The organism is uncultured Marivita sp., assembly GCF_947488135.1.
In the GTDB taxonomy this organism is placed as follows: Bacteria; Pseudomonadota; Alphaproteobacteria; order Rhodobacterales; family Rhodobacteraceae; genus Marivita.
The window spans coordinates 1081737-1097194 of the sequence record NZ_CANKYW010000001.1 but is presented as its reverse complement, the minus strand read 5'-3'; the positions used below and the strand labels follow the sequence as shown (position 1 = coordinate 1097194).

Genomic DNA, 15458 nt, shown 5'->3' with positions numbered 1-15458 from the left:
AAAATCGTTAAAAAACAGTATGGCATTGGCGCCTTTCGGCATAAAGTTGCCGATGTTGAAGTTGGTTAAGGTGGTGACCTGGGGGTTCTGATGATTGCTGCGACGCGTTCTTTCGTGGTTGCAACGGGTTGGCTGATGCAACGGTTGATGTTCGCAACCGTCGCTGCGCTGGGTCTTGGCTTGCTTGGATACACGATCGCCTGCGCCTTCGGCTACGCGCCTTGGCTCGAGATGACCGCTACATTTGGGGGTGTCGCCTACCCGCAGGCCGGACCTGTGGTACAAGGGCTTGTCACGGCGCTCATGGTTGGCCTGTGTTTTTTTCTTCCCGCAAACGCCCGGATCATGGCGCTGGAAAACTCGCACCGCCGGTTTCAGATCGCGATGGAGGACGTGGCGCGCGCCTATCGGCTGTCGCACGCCTCGGACCGCGAAGGCGTGTTCAAGATGAAATCGGAATTTGATTCGGTCCGCGAACGCATGGCCTACCTGCGCGATCACCCGGATCTGGCCGAATTGGAGCCGTCGGTTCTCGAAGTGGCCAGCCAGATGAGCCATGTCTCCAAGGATCTCGCGCAGACCTATTCGGATCGCAGCGTCGCCCGCGCCCGCGACTTCCTCATTCAGCGCCAGCAGGAGATCGAGGATTTCAACACCCGTCTCGACGACGCCAAGGCCACCGCCGCGCAGATGCGGGTCTGGATGGACAAGGTCGAGCTTGAGGAAAGCGTCGCACAGGCCCAGCTGAACCGCCTCAACGAAGAGCTCTCGGAGATCCTTCCCGAACTTTTTGCCGCGGATGCCGCACCGACCATCCCGGCGCGCGATCTGACGAAATCGGACCCCAAGCCCGCAGAAACGGCCACGGATTGGGACGATCCCACACAATTCCCCGACAATGACGACAACCGCATCGTCGCCCTGCTCGCGCGGCGCGCTGCCGAATAAGACCTGTCACGACAGCGCCGCTTGCAGGCCCCCGCAGCTTGGGCCACAAGCGGCGTCATGGCGAAATCCACCGCAACCTTTGTCTGCCAGACCTGTGGCAACACCACCAACAAATGGGCCGGACGCTGCGACGCGTGCGGCGAGTGGAATTCGATTGTCGAAGAGGTGCCCCTCGCCGCCGGTCCATCATCCAAGGCACTGGGAGCCTCGAAGGGACGATCCCTGCCGCTCAGCGACCTGTCGGGCACCGAAGCGCCGCCACCGCGCACGGAATCCCGGATGGCCGAACTCGACCGCGTTCTGGGCGGGGGTCTCGTGCCCGCCTCGGCGCTTTTGGTCGGCGGCGACCCCGGCATCGGCAAATCCACCCTGCTGTTGCAAGCCGCCGCCGCCTTCGCAAATGCCGGTCTCAAGGTGATCTACATTTCCGGCGAGGAGGCCAGCGCGCAGGTCCGCATGCGCGCCACCCGCCTCGGCTTGCAGAATGCACCGGTCAAGCTGGCCACGGAAACCAACCTGCGTGACATCCTGAAGACGCTGGAAACCGAAAAACCCGATCTCGCCATCATCGACTCGATCCAGACGATGTGGGCCGACAACGTCACCTCTGCCCCCGGCAGCGTGGCGCAGGTGCGCGCCTCGGCGCACGAGCTGACCAGCTTCGCCAAGCGGCGCGGTACGTCGATCGTCATGGTCGGTCACGTCACCAAGGATGGCCAGATCGCTGGCCCGCGCGTGGTCGAACACATGGTCGACACCGTGCTTTATTTCGAAGGCGAACGCGGCCATCAGTTCCGCATCCTGCGCGCGGTCAAGAACCGCTTTGGCCCGGCGGACGAGATCGGCGTGTTCGAGATGACGGGCGCCGGCCTTGCCGAGGTGGCGAATCCCTCGGCCCTGTTCCTGTCGGAACGCGGCGATCCATCGCCCGGATCGGCGGTCTTTGCCGGAATCGAAGGCACGCGTCCGGTTCTGGTGGAATTTCAGGCGCTTGTGGCGCCCACGCCACACAGCCAACCACGCAGATCCGTGGTCGGCTGGGATGGCGGTCGGCTCGCCATGATCCTGGCGGTTCTCGAGGCGCGCTGCGGTATCCCCTTCGCTGGGATGGATGTTTACCTCAACGTTGCAGGCGGAATGAAGGTCAGCGAACCTGCGGCGGATCTGGCCGTGGCCGCAGCGCTCCTGTCGGCGCGCGAGGATGTCGCCCTGCCCGCCGAGACCGTGGTCTTCGGCGAAATCAGCCTGTCCGGCGCGCTCCGCCCGGTGGGGCAAACCGAAAATCGGTTGAAAGAAGCACAAAAACTTGGTTTTACCGCCGCGATAGTGCCAAAGGGTGGGAAATCCATGCCCCGCGACGGGATCGCGGCCACGGAAATTGACGCTTTGGCAAGCTTTGTTGGTGATGTGTTCGGCGCAGGTTAGCGCCATCCGAAGAAAAAGAAGGGCAAGGGACCGATGGAAGGGTTCACCATAATTGACGGCGTCGTGGCCGTCGTCATCGTTCTGTCTGCGCTTCTGGCCTATTCGCGTGGCATCGTCCGCGAGGCGATGGCGATCCTCGGCTGGATCGCGGCGGCCATTCTGGGCTTCATGTTCGGCCCGCAACTGCGCCCGCTCATGACGGAAATCCCGGTGATCGGCGAATTCATGACCGGCAGCTGCGAACTCAGCGTGATCGGCGGTTTCGCCGCCGTCTTCACCATCGCGCTGGTCATCATGTCTTTCTTCACCCCGCTCTTCTCGACGATCGTGCAACGCTCGGCCCTGGGCGGCGTCGATCAGGCGCTCGGGTTCCTGTTCGGGGTCGCACGCGGCGTGTTGCTCGTCGCGGTCGCGTTCTTCGTCTACGAGGTCGTCATCACCGCGCAGGACGTCGCCATGATCGACGACAGCCGCTCTGCCGTGGTCTTCAGCCGCCTGACCGGCCAGATCGAGGATCAGAACCCCGAACAGGCGCTTGGCTGGATCACCGCCCAATACGAGGCGCTGGTCGGCGTCTGCGATGCACCACCGGAAAGCGACACCTGACACAATCCCGGCATATGGTCGCGAGGATCGTATAGTTTCGTGACACCGGGCGCGCGGGCGCTTATGAGGGGGCATCCTCTGCTGCCACGGATTCGGAGTCCCGATTTGTCCGACACCCAGATGCCACCCGCCCATCCCTTCGACGATGACAAGCTGAAAGAGGAATGCGGAATCTTCGGCGTCGTCGGCGTGACCGATGCCGCAAACTTCGTCGCCCTTGGCCTGCACGCCCTGCAACACCGCGGGCAAGAGGCCGGAGGCATCGTCAGCCACCACCCCGAACACGGCTTCAACAGCGCGCGGCGCTTCGGCTATGTGCGCGACAACTTCACCAGTCAGAAGCTCATGGAGACCCTGCCGGGCGAGCTGGCCATCGGCCATGTGCGCTACTCCACCGCCGGGTCCAAAGGCCAGACCCAGATCCGCGACGTGCAGCCCTTCTTCGGCGAGTTTTCCATGGGCGGCGCCGCGATTGCCCATAACGGCAACATCACCAATGCCGACGCCCTGCGCAAAGAACTGATCGACCGGGGCTCGATCTTCCAATCCTCGTCGGACAGCGAATGTATCATCCATCTGATGGCACGCTCCCTGCAACGCGACATTCCCAGCCGCATGGAAGATGCGCTGCGCCGCGTCGAAGGCGCGTTCTCGGTCGTTGCCATGACCCGGACCAAGCTCATCGGCGTGCGCGACCCGTTGGGCGTGCGCCCGCTGGTACTGGGCAAGATCGGCGATGGCTGGGCGCTGTCCTCGGAAACCTGCGCGCTCGACATCATCGGTGCCGAATACGTGCGCGAGATCGATCCGGGCGAGATGGTGGTCATCACCGCCGACAAGGGCGTCGAATCCATCCGTCCCTTCCGCCCGCAAAAATCCCGCTTCTGCATCTTCGAACACGTCTATTTCTCGCGCCCCGACAGCATCATCGGCGACCGCTCGGTCTATGAAACCCGCCGCCAGATCGGTGTGGAACTGGCCCGCGAAACACCCGTGGACGCAGACCTCGTCTGCCCCGTCCCCGACAGCGGCACCCCCGCCGCCATCGGTTTTGCACACGAGTCGGGCATCCCCTACGGCATGGGCATCATCCGCAACCAGTACATGGGCCGCACCTTCATCGAGCCGACCGAGCAGATCCGCAATATGGGTGTGCGCCTCAAGCTCAACGTCAACCGCGCCCTGATCAAGGGCAAGCGCGTGATCCTCGTGGACGACAGCGTCGTGCGCGGCACAACCAGCCGCAAGATCAAGGAAATGATCCTCGACGCCGGCGCCGCCGAGGTCCATTTCCGCATCGCCTCGCCCCCCACCGCCTGGCCCTGTTTCTACGGTGTCGACACGCCCCAACGCGAAAAGCTGCTGGCCGCCACCATGTCCGAGGACGAAATGCGCGATCATCTGGGCGTCGACAGCCTCAAGTTCATCTCGCTCGACGGCCTCTACCGCGCCGTCGGCGAAGCGTCGGGCCGCGATCCGAAATCGCCGCAATATTGCGACGCCTGTTTCTCGGGCGAATACCCGGTGGAGCCGTCGGACATGCTGGAAAAAGGCTTCCAGATGAAGGCCGCCGAATAACCGTCGGCGACCTTTCGCGCAGGCCAAAATGCCCACTTTTCATTGCCACCGATCGCGCCCATCTGGCGGGCAATCGAAACAGAAATTGCACGCATCATGGCTCAAGACCAAACCCCGCTGCAGGTTGCTCAAACCGCGACCCAAACCACCAATGATCTGAACGGCGCGCTCATTCTTCTGGGCACCTTCGGCTCGCAAACCGACCCACACGCGCTCTTGAAACTGCGCAGCGGTCGGACCAAGACCGTCACAAGAGGCGACAGCGTGAACGGCAAGACCGTGGTCGCCATCGAGGATGGCCGCGTGGCATTGGCCCGCAACGGCGCGGCAGAGTGGCTCGAAATCCCCGCGCCAAACGGCTAACCCTGACTTCGGCTTCTTTGGGCAAAAAATATCTCGGGGGAGTCGCGCTTGCGCGACGGGGGCAGAGCCCCCATTCCCACCCCACAAGAAAAAACCCCCGCCGATTACTCGGGCGGGGGTCTTTTTTTACCATACGGTAAAATTTCAGGCGCGGCGACCCGCCAATGCTTTCCAGGCGCCGGTCACGACCGTCGCGGCAATCACCGCCTTGACCGCATCGCCAATCAGGAAGGGCGCGATGAAGTAGGTCCAGTAGTAGCCGATCTCCTGACCGACCCATCCCGCCTCGACGCCGGTTGCGGACGCCACCGCCATCGGCCACGCGATGCCGGGAACATAAAGCAGCGCCGCAAGGCCCAGCGTCACCAGCGACGTTGAGACAAAGCCCTTGGCGATCCCGCGATCGGCGGCCAGACCGGCGAGGCCCGCCATCAGCACGAAGCCCAGAAGAAAGCCAGCGGTCGGACCGGCGAAGGCCAAGCCGTTCATACCGTTGGCAAACACCGGCAGACCCATCGCGCCGTAGCCGAGATAGGTGATCAAAGTCGCCGTCCCCAGACGCGCGCCGAAGCTCAGGCCGACGATCAGGATCGCCAGTGTCTGAAGCGTCATCGGAACCGGAAAGAACGGCACCGACACCTGCGTGGCCGCCGCGATGAACGCGGCACCGCCCAACGCGAGCAGCGCCTGACGGAACAATGTGGTCTTGCCAAAGGCGGCGTGCGTGAGTGTCATGGCCAGGATCCCTCGTATGGCTGTCATTTGCCCCTGTTAATTCTGCAAATGCAGCGTCAAGTCAAGCACTGCCCTCTTGCGGGCCGGGCGGCAAAAAGGCATGTGACAGCCCATGACAGACACATCTCGCCCCCTCGCGCTGGTCACCGGCGCCTCACGCGGTCTCGGCTTCGCGCTGGCGGACGCCCTCGCCGACACGCATCACATCATCGCCGTGGCGCGCACGGTCGGCGGGCTGGAAGAGCTCGATGACCGCATCCAGCAAAAAGGCGGCAGCGCCACGCTGGCACCGATGGACATCACCAAGCCCGACGCCATGGCGCAGCTCTGCCGTTCGGTGCATGATCGTTGGGGCCAGGTCGCACTCTGGGTGCACACGGCCATCCATGCCGGGCCGCTCACGCCGGTGGATCACATGGATGCCAAGGACTGGAAGAAATCGCTGTCGATCAATGTCGATGCGATGTCCCACCTCGTGCCCTATATCGCGCCACTTCTGGGCCGCGACGGCACTGCGGTGTTCTTCGAGGACGACCACGCGGGCGAAAAATTCTTTGGTCATTACGGAACGACCAAGGCCGCGCAGATCAGCCTGGCGCGCAGTTGGCAGGCGGAAACGGCGTCGATCGGACCCAAGGTGAAAATCCTGTCGCCGCGCCCGATGGGCACGCATGTGCGCGCGCGGTTCTATCCGGGCGAAGACCGGACGGTTCTGGCCTCTCCCTCCGAGGAAGCGGCACGGCTGTTGCCCGAGATCCTGGGCGGCTGAACGGCGCGCCGGATGCGTCGACGCATCCGCGATTTTGCGTCACCGCAAAATCCGCCGCCAGCCTGACCCGGCGGATGCTTGCCGCAGGGCGGGGCTTGGCCTATGCAGGAAAAAAGCAAGGCAGAGCAGATGCGCATACTCATTACCAATGACGACGGGATTAACGCACCGGGCCTCAAGGTCCTGACGGAAATCGCCTATGATCTGGCCGGACCCGATGGCGAGGTCTGGACCGTGGCCCCCGCGTTCGAGCAATCCGGCGTCGGTCACTGCATCAGCTACACCCATCCGATGATGGTCAGCGACATGGGCGACCGCCGCTTCGCCGCCGAAGGTAGCCCGGCGGATTGCGTGTTGGCGGGCCTGCACGATGTCTTGCTGGACACGCGCCCCGACGTGGTTCTGTCCGGCGTGAACCGGGGCAACAACTCGGCCGAGAACGCGCTCTATTCCGGCACGCTCGGCGGCGCGATGGAAGCTGCACTTCAGGGCATTCCGGCCATCGCCCTGTCGCAATACTACGGTCCCGACAACGCTCATGCCGACGACCCGTTCGAGGCCGCGCGGGTGCACGGCATCGAGGTGATCCAGAAGATCCTCGGTCATGACCCCGGCGATCAGGACGGCTACCGCCTGTTCTACAACGTCAACTTCCCGCCCGTCCCCGCCGCCGCCGTCAAAGGCACCCGGATCACGCCGCAGGGCATCCGCGAAGGCACTTGCTTTTCGGTCGAGCCGCACAACTCGCCCTCTGGACGCCGGTTCCTGTGGATCAGGGGCGGCGATCAGCGCGCGCCCACCGCGCCCGGCAGCGATGCCGCCGAAAACCTTGCGGGATATATCAGCATCACGCCGATGCGCGCCGATCTGACCGCGCATGATCAGCTTGACGCGATGCGGGACGCCTTTCGCTGATGGAGGATGCGGAACTCAAGATGCAGTTCCTCTACGCGCTCCGGTCGCGCGGCGTCACCAACGCCGCCGTGCTGACCGCGATGGAGCAGGTCGACCGCGCGCCCTTCATCAAGGGCTATTTCGCCGAACGCGCCTACGAAGACATGCCGCTGCCCATCGCCTGTGGGCAAACCATCAGCCAGCCCTCGGTGGTCGGCCTGATGACCCAGGCGCTCGAGATCAGCCCGCGCGATACCGTGCTCGAAGTGGGCACCGGCTCCGGCTATCAGGCCGCGATCCTGAGCCAGTTGGCCCGCCGCGTCTATACTGTGGACCGCCACGCCCGACTGGTGCGCGAGGCGCGCGAGGTGTTCGACCAGCTTGGCCTGACCAATGTCACCGCCTTCACCGCCGATGGCAGTTTCGGCCTGCCGGATCAGGCCCCCTTCGACCGCATCCTCGTGACGGCGGCGGCCGAGGACCCTCCGGGACCGCTTCTCGCGCAGCTCAAGGTCGGGGGAATCATGGTCCTGCCGGTCGGCCAATCGGACTCCGTCCAGCATCTCATCCGGGTCCGCCGGACACCCGAAGGGCTGGATTACGACGAATTGAGGCCCGTCCGCTTCGTCCCGTTGGTCGAAGGGGTGGCCCGCGACGGATAAAACGGGCATAGTGTGGCACGTGACGACCGGGGTACAACCGGCGCATCTGAGGATATCGACATGGCTGACAGCAGAGTTTCCCTTCGTTCCGGTTTTCGTGTGGGCACCAGCCTTTCCGTGCTGGCCCTTCTCGCCGCCTGTTCCGAACCGCTCGACCTGGACATGCGCGGCGTGATGAACGGTGGATTCAACACCGCCGATGCCGCCCGCGCTGCCACGGCGCCGCGTCCTGCACCCGACAATCGCGGCGTGATCTCTTATCCGAATTACCAGGTCGCCGTCGCACAGCGCGGCGACACGCTGGCCACGCTGGCCACCCGCGTCGGTCTGCCCGCCGACGAGCTGGCGCGCTACAACGGCATTCAGACCGGCGACACGCTGCGCGCGGGCGAGGTCATCGCCCTGCCCCGCCGTGTGGCCGAACCCTCGCCCGCCACAGGTGCGGCGACCACCGGTCCGATCCGGCCGACGTCGCAGATCGACATCACCACACTCGCCAGCGACGCGATCGAACGCTCGGCCCCGACCCCGGCCGCACAGCGCGCGGCACCGCAGGTCGGCACGGAACCGATCCGGCACCAGGTCAAACGCGGCGAAACGGCCTTCACGATTTCCCGGCTTTACAATGTCTCGGTCCGGTCGCTGGCCGAATGGAACGGGCTCGACAGCAATTTCTCCCTGCGAGAGGGCCAGTACCTCCTGATCCCCGTCGTCACCGAGGCCACCGCACCGCGCGAAAGCGCGCCGCCCGTCGAACCCGGGCGCGGATCGCCCACGCCGCAGCCGCCATCGGCCTCCCAACCGCTCCCGGCCGAGACACCCGCCCCCGCCGCGGCAACGACGCCTGCGGCAACTCCGGCGGCCCCTGTGGCGAATGTCGGCAACCAGACCTCGGCCAGCGCATCAAATGCGGCGATGGCGTTTCCGGTCCAAGGCAGCATCATCCGCGAGTATTCGAAGGGTCGCAACGACGGCATCGACATCGGCGCCTCGGTGGGCACCACCGTCAAGGCCGCAGCCAGCGGCCAGGTCGCGGCGATCACGCGCAACACGGATGGCATCAACATCCTTGTCATCCGCCACCCGGACAGTTTGCTGACGGTCTACACCCATGTCGACAACATCACCGTCGCCAAGGGGGATGCGGTCAGCCGGGGTCAATCCATCGCCAAGGTCGCCGATTTCGATCCGGCACGGGTGCATTTCGAGGTGCGCAAAGGCTTCGACAGCGTCGATCCAATGGACTATCTGCGCTGACCCAGGCGTTTCGTCCGAAAATTCTGCTCGTCCGAGATTATTCGGACGAATAATCCTCGGTGGCTTCCAGCGCCTTGCCCAAACGGGGAAGCCGCGCCTTCTTCATCAGCTTGCGCAAGTCCCAGATCTCTCCCGACAGGCGGTTCGCCTCGGCATGCACATGGGACACGGCGTGTTGCACCGCCTCGGGTGACGCCTCGAACAGCCCCAAAAGAAACGTGTCGGGATCGGCCCGCGACAGACCTTCCTCGGCCAGCAGACCCCTCGGGAAATCCTTGGCATTCATCGTGAGGATGATGTCGGCATGTCCCGCGATGGCAGCGGCCAACACATGCACATCATTCGCATCCGGCAACCAGAGCCGGTCCACAAGCGACGGCGGCGGCACCACGCTTGCCTTGGGCCATTGGGCAGAGACCATCGCGATCTCGGCCTCCGCCTGCGCCTGTCCCGTCGGCCCCAGCTTGGCGGCGGCGCGCGACCACTCGCCGAGGATCCGCTCGGACCAGATCGGCGTGAACAGCCCCTGCGCCGCCACCCCCAGCAGCACCTCGCGCATCACGGTCGGATAGAGCACGCAGGTGTCGAGGCAGACCTTCACAGCCGGAAGAACAGCGCTTTGAGGTAGCCCGATTCCGCCAGTTGCGGCAGCAGCGGATGATCCGGCCCCGCCTGCCCCGTATGGATCAACTGTGCCCGACGCCCCGCGCGTCCGATGCCGCGCAGGCAAGCCCCGGTGAAGGATGACAGATCCGCCGCGTGCGAACAGGAACAGAGCACCAGATAGCCGTCTTCGGCCACCAACGGTGCCGACAACCGCGCGATGCGCTCATAAGCCCGCAATCCTGCTTCGCGCGCCTTGTTGGAGGGCGCAAAGGCCGGTGGGTCGCAGACCACCAGATCGTAGTGCGCCTGATCCTCGCCCAATTGGGTCAGCACGTCGAAGGCATCGCCCTTGGTCGTGGTCAGCTTGTCCCCGGCACCCATATGCCGCGCGCCGTCGGTCGCCAGCGCCAGCGCGGCGTCGGACCCGTCAACGCAATGCGCCGACACGGCGCCCCCGGCAAGTGCGGCAAGGCCGAAGCCGCCGACATGCGAGAACACGTCCAAAACCCGCGCGCCTTGGGCCAGCCGGGCAGCAAAGGCGTGGTTCGGGCGCTGGTCGAAGAAAAGCCCGGTCTTCTGCCCGCCGATCAGGTCCGCCATGTAGGTGGCACCGTTCATCTCGACCGGAATGGCCGCTGTCGGCCCGTTGCCCAGAAGCACCGCATCCGCGTCGTCCAACCCTTCCAGCGACCGCCCGCGTCCACCGGCGTTCTTGAGGATGGTTTTGACCCCCGTGACCTCGGCCAGTGCTGCTGTCAGGTCCGGCAAAAGCACATCGGCCCAGGCGGCGTTGGGCTGCACCACTGCGATGTCGCCGAACCGGTCGATGATGACCCCCGGCAGTCCATCCGCTTCAGCGTGGATCAGGCGATAGAACGGCGTCGGAAACAGCCGTTCACGCAGCGACAGCGCCTTGCGCAAGCGGGTCTCGAACCAGGCGCGGTCGGGGGCCGCGGCCTCGGGACCATCAAGCACACGGCCGATGATCTTGGAATTCGCGTTCACGCCGATCAGGGCGAGCTGGCTGCGCTCGGCATCCTCGAGCACGGCAATGGTGCCCGGAGCGAGGGCACGGGTGCGGCGGTCGGTGACCACCTCGTTGGCATAGACCCAAGGATAGCCGCGCCGAATGGCTTGCGGTTTGGTTTTGGGAAGAAGGCGCACAATAGGCAAAGGGGACGGTGTCATACCGCCCCCTTTACGCCCCTCGCTCCCAAGGGGAAAGCCCGTCTTTGCGCGTCAGAGATCGTTGATCGCCTGCAATAGACCGAGATTTGCATTCACGTAGCCGCCCGGCACGGTCAGTTCCTCGACAAAGACCCGCGACAGATGCGCGATGATCCGCGCCTTCTGGGTTTCGCCGCGCCCATCGGCGGCCATCGCGGCTTGACCGGCCAAGCCTTCAAGGTCCGCGCTCACATCCCGTGTCGGCCCGATCTGCTGGCCGGTCGCGACATCGACCAGCCGGTATTTGAAGTCGATGTCGTGCACGCCGCCCACCGAATAGCGCGCCTTTTCGGACAGCGCATGGAACCGTGTGACCTGCACATCCATACGGACAGCGCGCGCCCCCTCGATCCGGGGTGCCGCGTTGCGCAGACCAGCCTCGAACATCGCCTTCACCTGGGCATGGCGGTCGCCCATCGGATCACCGCGCCAGACGATGTCGCCGATCGGATAATAGGTGTTGCGCTCATTCACCTTGAGCGATTTCGGAACCGATACGGTAAAGCTGTCGATCCGCACATCGGGTTGCGAAAAGCCCAGAACAGCGTCGTCGGGCATGGCGGACCGGGTCGCGGATGGCGTGGTGGCGCAGGCGCTCAGCGTGAGGGCCAGAACCAGTCCGGTCAGCGCCTTGAATAACAGTTTCATGTCGAAGCCTCCTTTTGCGGGGCAAGTGCTCTTTGTTCCTCGCCTGCGGTTCTGGCGGCGGAAATGGGCCGCATCGCGGCGAAATGCGTACATTTTGACGCAATCTGTCTTGACCCCTGGTCACCTGCACGGCCCAGATAGGCCTTTACTGTTAGCGCTAACTTCACTACATCGGGCGCAAAGCAACGGCTGATCTTGCGCGGAGGCAACATGGCACATTCTCTGAACGACACGATCAAACGGGTGACCGAGCGTGTTCAGGAACGCTCGGAGACATCCCGCGGGCGCTACATGGAGCGGATGCGACAGGCCGCCGCCGAAGGCCCGCGCCGCGCGCATCTGAGCTGCGGCAACCAGGCCCACGCCTATGCCGCGATGGGCCAGGATCAGGACAAGCTGGCGACGGAACGCAGCCCGAATATCGGCATCGTCACCGCCTATAACGACATGCTCTCAGCGCACCAACCTTTTGAAAAATATCCCGATATCATCCGCGACGCGGCGCGTGCCGCCGGTGGCACCGCGCAGGTCGCAGGCGGCGTGCCCGCCATGTGCGATGGCGTCACGCAAGGCCAGGTCGGGATGGAGCTGTCACTGTTTTCCCGCGACGTGATCGCGCTCGCCGCCGGCGTGGCGCTCAGCCACAACACCTTCGATTCGGCGCTTTATCTTGGCGTCTGCGACAAGATCGTGCCGGGTCTGGTGATCGCCGCCGGAACCTTTGGCTACCTGCCCGGCATTTTCCTCCCCGCGGGTCCCATGCCCTCTGGTCTGCCCAACGATGAGAAAGCCAAGGTGCGGCAGAAATTCGCCGCTGGCGAAGTCGGTCGCGACGAGTTGATGAAGGCCGAGATGGCGTCGTATCATTCCCCCGGCACCTGCACCTTCTACGGCACCGCCAACAGCAACCAGATGCTGATGGAATTCATGGGCCTCCACCTGCCCGGCGCGTCCTTTGTAAATCCGGGCACCCCCCTGCGCGAGGCGCTGACGGTGGCGGGCACCGAACGCGCGCTGGAGATCACGCAGCTGGGCAATGATTACCGCCCCGTCTGCGATGTGCTCGACGAAAAGGCGTTCGTGAACGGCATCGTCGGACTGATGGCCACCGGCGGGTCGACCAACCTTGTCCTGCACCTGCCCGCGATGGCGCGGGCCGCCGGGGTCGAACTGCGGCTCGAGGATTTCGAGGAGATTTCGTCCGTGACGCCTCTGATGGCCAAGGTCTATCCGAACGGCCTTGCGGACGTGAATCACTTCCACGCAGCTGGCGGCTTGGGCTTCATGATCGGAGAATTGCTCGAACACGGGTTGCTGCACGAGGACGTGAAAACCGTCGCCGGTGACGGGCTTCACCTTTACACGCAGGAACCTAAAGTCACCGACGGGCGCGTGGTCTACGGCCCCGGCGCGGGCGAGACCCAGAACGACAAGATCCTCCGCCCCGCCAGCGATCCGTTCCAGGCGACCGGCGGTCTGAAACAGCTCGCGGGCAACCTGGGCAAGGGCATGATGAAAACCTCTGCTGTGGCCCCCGAACGCCATGTGATCGAAGCGAAAGCCCGCGTGTTTCACGATCAGGACGACGTGAAGGTCGCCTTCAAGAACGGCGAATTCACCGAAGACACCGTGGTTGTGGTGCGCTTTCAGGGTCCCAGTTCCAACGGCATGCCCGAGCTGCACAGCCTGACGCCCACACTGGCTGTCTTGCAGGATCGCGGTCTCAAGGTCGCGCTTGTCACCGACGGGCGCATGTCCGGCGCATCGGGCAAGGTGCCCTCGGCCATCCACGTCTCGCCCGAAGCGGCCAAAGGCGGCCCGCTGGCCCGTGTGCGCGACGGTGACATCGTTCGCGTCGACGCGGTGAAAGGCGAGATCACCTGCCTTGCCGAAGACTTCGACCAGCGCGAGCCCGCCACCGCCGATCTGAGCGGGAACGGCCACGGCGTCGGGCGCGAGCTGTTCGCGGCCTTCCGGGCCAATGTCGGTCTGGCCGAACACGGCGCAGGCGTCGTCGTTTAACGCATTGCATGAAAATCCCTCCCCAACCTGCGGAGAACTCTATGATAACCCCCCTTCAAGCCAGCGTCGAAAGCGAGAAGCTCTGCCGCCTCGCGCCCATTATCCCCGTGCTCGTCGTCGATGACGCCAGCGTGGCGCGGCCCTTGGCCGAAGCGCTTGTGGCGGGCGGCCTGCCGGTGCTCGAGGTGACATTGCGCACCGATGCCGCGCTCGACGTGATCCGCGAAATGGCACAGGTCGAAGGGGGTGTCGTCGGGGCTGGCACGCTCCTCACCCCGTCTGACGTTCAGGCAGCTGTCGAGGCCGGGGCCAAGTTCGGTGTTTCACCCGGCGCGACGGACCGGTTGCTCGATGCCTGTGAAGCTGCCGATCTGCCACTTCTGCCCGGTGCCGCAACGGCATCCGAAGCGATGGCGCTTCTGGAACGCGGCTATACGGTGCAGAAGTTCTTCCCGGCCGAGGCCAATGGCGGCGCGCCCGCGCTCAAGGCCATCGGCGCGCCGATCCCGCAGGTGCGGTTCTGCCCAACAGGCGGTGTGTCGCTGAAAAACGCGCCGGACTACCTGGGTCTGTCTAACGTGCTCTGCGCCGGGGGAAGCTGGGTCGCCCCGAAAGACCTTGTCGCCAAGGGCGATTGGAAAGCGATCGAAGAGCTGGCCCGCGAAGCGTCGCAACTCTCCCGGTAGACACGCCAAGCGCCTTTGAAGGCGCTTGGACACGGCATTTCGAATTGCCGTATCCGTCTAGCCGAGCGCGGCAAAACCCTTCTAAGGCTTTTGCGAGACTTTTCGAAAAGTCTCGCACCGCGCGCTTCATTTCTACCTGCTTAACGCCTTGCACGGATAACCCCCGCATCGGATCCGACACTCGTTCCGTCTTTTGGCGGAACACTCCAAGAGGCTACCCTCTCTCTGCGGACGCTCAATGTGCGTTCAGACCATGAGAGATGCATCTCGAAGGCCCCGTTTCAAAGCCGGGGTACAGGTTCGGAGCGGGTCACACCGCTCTGCACGGGGGAGAGGATGTCCACCCAACTCAGGTGACGTCACCTCTTTTCAAGACAGCCAACAGCGTTGGCACCCAACATCGCGGATTACGCCTGCAATTCGGCATCCCAATAGAGAAAATCCATCCAACTGTCGTGCAGATGGTTGGGGGGAAACTTGCGTCCCATGTTCAAAAGCTCCTGCGCGCCCGGTTGGCGCGGGGGTTTGCGCAGCGATAGCCCGGCTTGCCGCAGGCTTTTGGAGCCTTTGCGCAGGTTGCACGGCGCACAGGCGGCCACGACGTTTTCCCAGGACGTGATCCCGCCCGAGGCGCGCGGCACCACGTGATCGAAGGTCAATTCGCCCTTCGCACCGCAATACTGGCAGCGGAATTCATCCCTCAAGAAAAGATTAAAGCGCGTGAAGGCCACGCGCTTTTGTGGTTTGACGTAGTCTTTGAGCACCACGACACTCGGTATTCGGAGCGTCATCGACGGGCTTCGGACCACCTCGTCATATTCGGCCACGATATCCACGCGATCGAGAAACGCCGCCTTGACCGCATCCTGCCACGGCCAGAGCGACAGCGGATAGTAGGACAAGGGCCTGTAATCCGCGTTCAGCACAAGCGCCGGGTGGTGTCGGAGCGCACCCGGTTCACGTACAAAAGCTGTTCTGAAGTTGCCATCCATCGGGGGACTCGTCTCCTGCCCTGTCTGCCTGTTTCAGCGT

16 protein-coding genes are annotated in these 15458 nt (G+C 64.2%); 11 read left to right on the top strand and 5 right to left on the bottom strand.

Going from position 1 to position 15458, the window contains the following annotated elements:
• Positions 1–90: 90 nt before the first annotated feature.
• The 5 genes from Q1B16_RS05465 (at position 91) to Q1B16_RS05445 (ending at position 4920) form a co-directional block, all read left to right on the top strand.
• The gene (locus Q1B16_RS05465) at positions 91–948 is read left to right on the top strand and encodes a DNA repair protein (protein ID WP_299785287.1); all 858 of its coding nucleotides are present in this window, start codon (positions 91–93) and stop codon (positions 946–948) included.
• A gap of 57 nt (positions 949–1005) precedes the next feature.
• Complete coding sequence (gene radA / locus Q1B16_RS05460) at positions 1006–2373, top strand: DNA repair protein RadA (RefSeq protein WP_299785285.1); 1368 nt, start codon at positions 1006–1008, stop codon at positions 2371–2373.
• Between the two features lie 33 nt (positions 2374–2406).
• A complete protein-coding gene (locus tag Q1B16_RS05455; RefSeq protein WP_299785283.1) occupies positions 2407–2979 on the top strand; it encodes a CvpA family protein in 573 nt (190 codons plus the stop codon).
• A 120-nt stretch (positions 2980–3099) separates the two neighbouring features.
• Complete coding sequence (purF, locus tag Q1B16_RS05450) at positions 3100–4557, top strand: amidophosphoribosyltransferase (protein WP_299786005.1); 1458 nt, start codon at positions 3100–3102, stop codon at positions 4555–4557.
• Between the two features lie 96 nt (positions 4558–4653).
• Positions 4654–4920: an amidophosphoribosyltransferase gene (locus Q1B16_RS05445; protein WP_299785281.1), complete on the top strand. Its 267-nt coding sequence runs from the start codon at positions 4654–4656 to the stop codon at positions 4918–4920.
• Positions 4921–5064: 144 nt separating this feature from the next.
• On the opposite strand, the gene Q1B16_RS05440 is transcribed toward Q1B16_RS05445, so the two are convergent.
• Positions 5065–5655: a biotin transporter BioY gene (locus Q1B16_RS05440; protein WP_299785279.1), complete on the bottom strand. Its 591-nt coding sequence runs from the start codon at positions 5653–5655 to the stop codon at positions 5065–5067.
• Positions 5656–5767: 112 nt separating this feature from the next.
• On the opposite strand from Q1B16_RS05440, the gene Q1B16_RS05435 reads away from it, so the two are divergent.
• The 4 genes from Q1B16_RS05435 (at position 5768) to Q1B16_RS05420 (ending at position 9237) form a co-directional block, all read left to right on the top strand.
• Positions 5768–6424 carry an SDR family oxidoreductase gene (locus Q1B16_RS05435; RefSeq protein ID WP_299785277.1) on the top strand — a complete coding sequence of 219 codons (657 nt, stop codon included), beginning with the start codon at positions 5768–5770 and terminating at the stop codon, positions 6422–6424.
• Between the two features lie 129 nt (positions 6425–6553).
• Positions 6554–7339 carry a 5'/3'-nucleotidase SurE gene (gene surE, locus Q1B16_RS05430; protein WP_299785275.1) on the top strand — a complete coding sequence of 262 codons (786 nt, stop codon included), beginning with the start codon at positions 6554–6556 and terminating at the stop codon, positions 7337–7339.
• Complete coding sequence (locus Q1B16_RS05425) at positions 7339–7980, top strand: protein-L-isoaspartate(D-aspartate) O-methyltransferase (RefSeq protein WP_299785273.1); 642 nt, start codon at positions 7339–7341, stop codon at positions 7978–7980. The genes surE and Q1B16_RS05425 overlap by 1 nt, the downstream gene beginning before the upstream one ends.
• 60 nt (positions 7981–8040) lie before the next feature.
• Positions 8041–9237 carry a LysM peptidoglycan-binding domain-containing protein gene (locus Q1B16_RS05420; protein WP_299785271.1) on the top strand — a complete coding sequence of 399 codons (1197 nt, stop codon included), beginning with the start codon at positions 8041–8043 and terminating at the stop codon, positions 9235–9237.
• Positions 9238–9274: 37 nt separating this feature from the next.
• Here the strand turns inward: Q1B16_RS05420 and Q1B16_RS05415 are convergent, their stop codons facing one another.
• The 3 genes from Q1B16_RS05415 to Q1B16_RS05405 are packed head-to-tail and all read right to left on the bottom strand — an operon-like array spanning position 9275 to position 11718.
• Positions 9275–9838, bottom strand: coding sequence for an RSP_2648 family PIN domain-containing protein (locus tag Q1B16_RS05415; protein ID WP_299785269.1), 564 nt, complete (start codon positions 9836–9838; stop codon positions 9275–9277).
• A complete protein-coding gene (locus Q1B16_RS05410; protein ID WP_299785267.1) occupies positions 9835–11031 on the bottom strand; it encodes an RSP_2647 family RNA methyltransferase in 1197 nt (398 codons plus the stop codon). Before Q1B16_RS05410 ends, Q1B16_RS05415 begins: the two co-directional genes overlap by 4 nt.
• Positions 11032–11082: 51 nt before the next feature.
• The gene (locus Q1B16_RS05405) at positions 11083–11718 is read right to left on the bottom strand and encodes a DUF6778 family protein (protein ID WP_299785265.1); all 636 of its coding nucleotides are present in this window, start codon (positions 11716–11718) and stop codon (positions 11083–11085) included.
• A 210-nt stretch (positions 11719–11928) separates the two neighbouring features.
• On the opposite strand from Q1B16_RS05405, the gene edd reads away from it, so the two are divergent.
• Together edd and eda are read left to right on the top strand one after the other, a co-directional pair.
• Positions 11929–13740, top strand: coding sequence for a phosphogluconate dehydratase (edd, locus tag Q1B16_RS05400; protein WP_299785263.1), 1812 nt, complete (start codon positions 11929–11931; stop codon positions 13738–13740).
• A gap of 41 nt (positions 13741–13781) precedes the next feature.
• On the top strand, positions 13782–14426 hold the full coding sequence (eda, locus tag Q1B16_RS05395) for a bifunctional 4-hydroxy-2-oxoglutarate aldolase/2-dehydro-3-deoxy-phosphogluconate aldolase (protein ID WP_299785260.1): 645 nt from the start codon (positions 13782–13784) through the stop codon (positions 14424–14426).
• A 407-nt stretch (positions 14427–14833) separates the two neighbouring features.
• Here the strand turns inward: eda and Q1B16_RS05390 are convergent, their stop codons facing one another.
• Positions 14834–15418, bottom strand: a complete 585-nt coding sequence (locus tag Q1B16_RS05390; protein ID WP_299785258.1) for an HNH endonuclease — start codon at positions 15416–15418, stop codon at positions 14834–14836.
• Positions 15419–15458 lie beyond the last annotated feature (40 nt).

Bases quoted from the DNA above. Each gene is read 5' to 3' on its own strand.
- Q1B16_RS05465 (WP_299785287.1), top strand. From the start codon at position 91: ATGATTGCTGCGACGCGTTCTTTCGTGGTTGCAACGGGTTGGCTGATG.
- radA (WP_299785285.1), top strand. From the start codon at position 1,006: ATGGCGAAATCCACCGCAACCTTTGTCTGCCAGACCTGTGGCAACACC.
- Q1B16_RS05455 (WP_299785283.1), top strand. From the start codon at position 2,407: ATGGAAGGGTTCACCATAATTGACGGCGTCGTGGCCGTCGTCATCGTT.
- purF (WP_299786005.1), top strand. From the start codon at position 3,100: ATGCCACCCGCCCATCCCTTCGACGATGACAAGCTGAAAGAGGAATGC.
- Q1B16_RS05445 (WP_299785281.1), top strand. From the start codon at position 4,654: ATGGCTCAAGACCAAACCCCGCTGCAGGTTGCTCAAACCGCGACCCAA.
- Q1B16_RS05440 (WP_299785279.1), bottom strand. From the start codon at position 5,655: ATGACACTCACGCACGCCGCCTTTGGCAAGACCACATTGTTCCGTCAG.
- Q1B16_RS05435 (WP_299785277.1), top strand. From the start codon at position 5,768: ATGACAGACACATCTCGCCCCCTCGCGCTGGTCACCGGCGCCTCACGC.
- surE (WP_299785275.1), top strand. From the start codon at position 6,554: ATGCGCATACTCATTACCAATGACGACGGGATTAACGCACCGGGCCTC.
- Q1B16_RS05425 (WP_299785273.1), top strand. From the start codon at position 7,339: ATGGAGGATGCGGAACTCAAGATGCAGTTCCTCTACGCGCTCCGGTCG.
- Q1B16_RS05420 (WP_299785271.1), top strand. From the start codon at position 8,041: ATGGCTGACAGCAGAGTTTCCCTTCGTTCCGGTTTTCGTGTGGGCACC.
- Q1B16_RS05410 (WP_299785267.1), bottom strand. From the start codon at position 11,031: ATGACACCGTCCCCTTTGCCTATTGTGCGCCTTCTTCCCAAAACCAAA.
- Q1B16_RS05405 (WP_299785265.1), bottom strand. From the start codon at position 11,718: ATGAAACTGTTATTCAAGGCGCTGACCGGACTGGTTCTGGCCCTCACG.
- edd (WP_299785263.1), top strand. From the start codon at position 11,929: ATGGCACATTCTCTGAACGACACGATCAAACGGGTGACCGAGCGTGTT.
- eda (WP_299785260.1), top strand. From the start codon at position 13,782: ATGATAACCCCCCTTCAAGCCAGCGTCGAAAGCGAGAAGCTCTGCCGC.
- Q1B16_RS05390 (WP_299785258.1), bottom strand. From the start codon at position 15,418: ATGGATGGCAACTTCAGAACAGCTTTTGTACGTGAACCGGGTGCGCTC.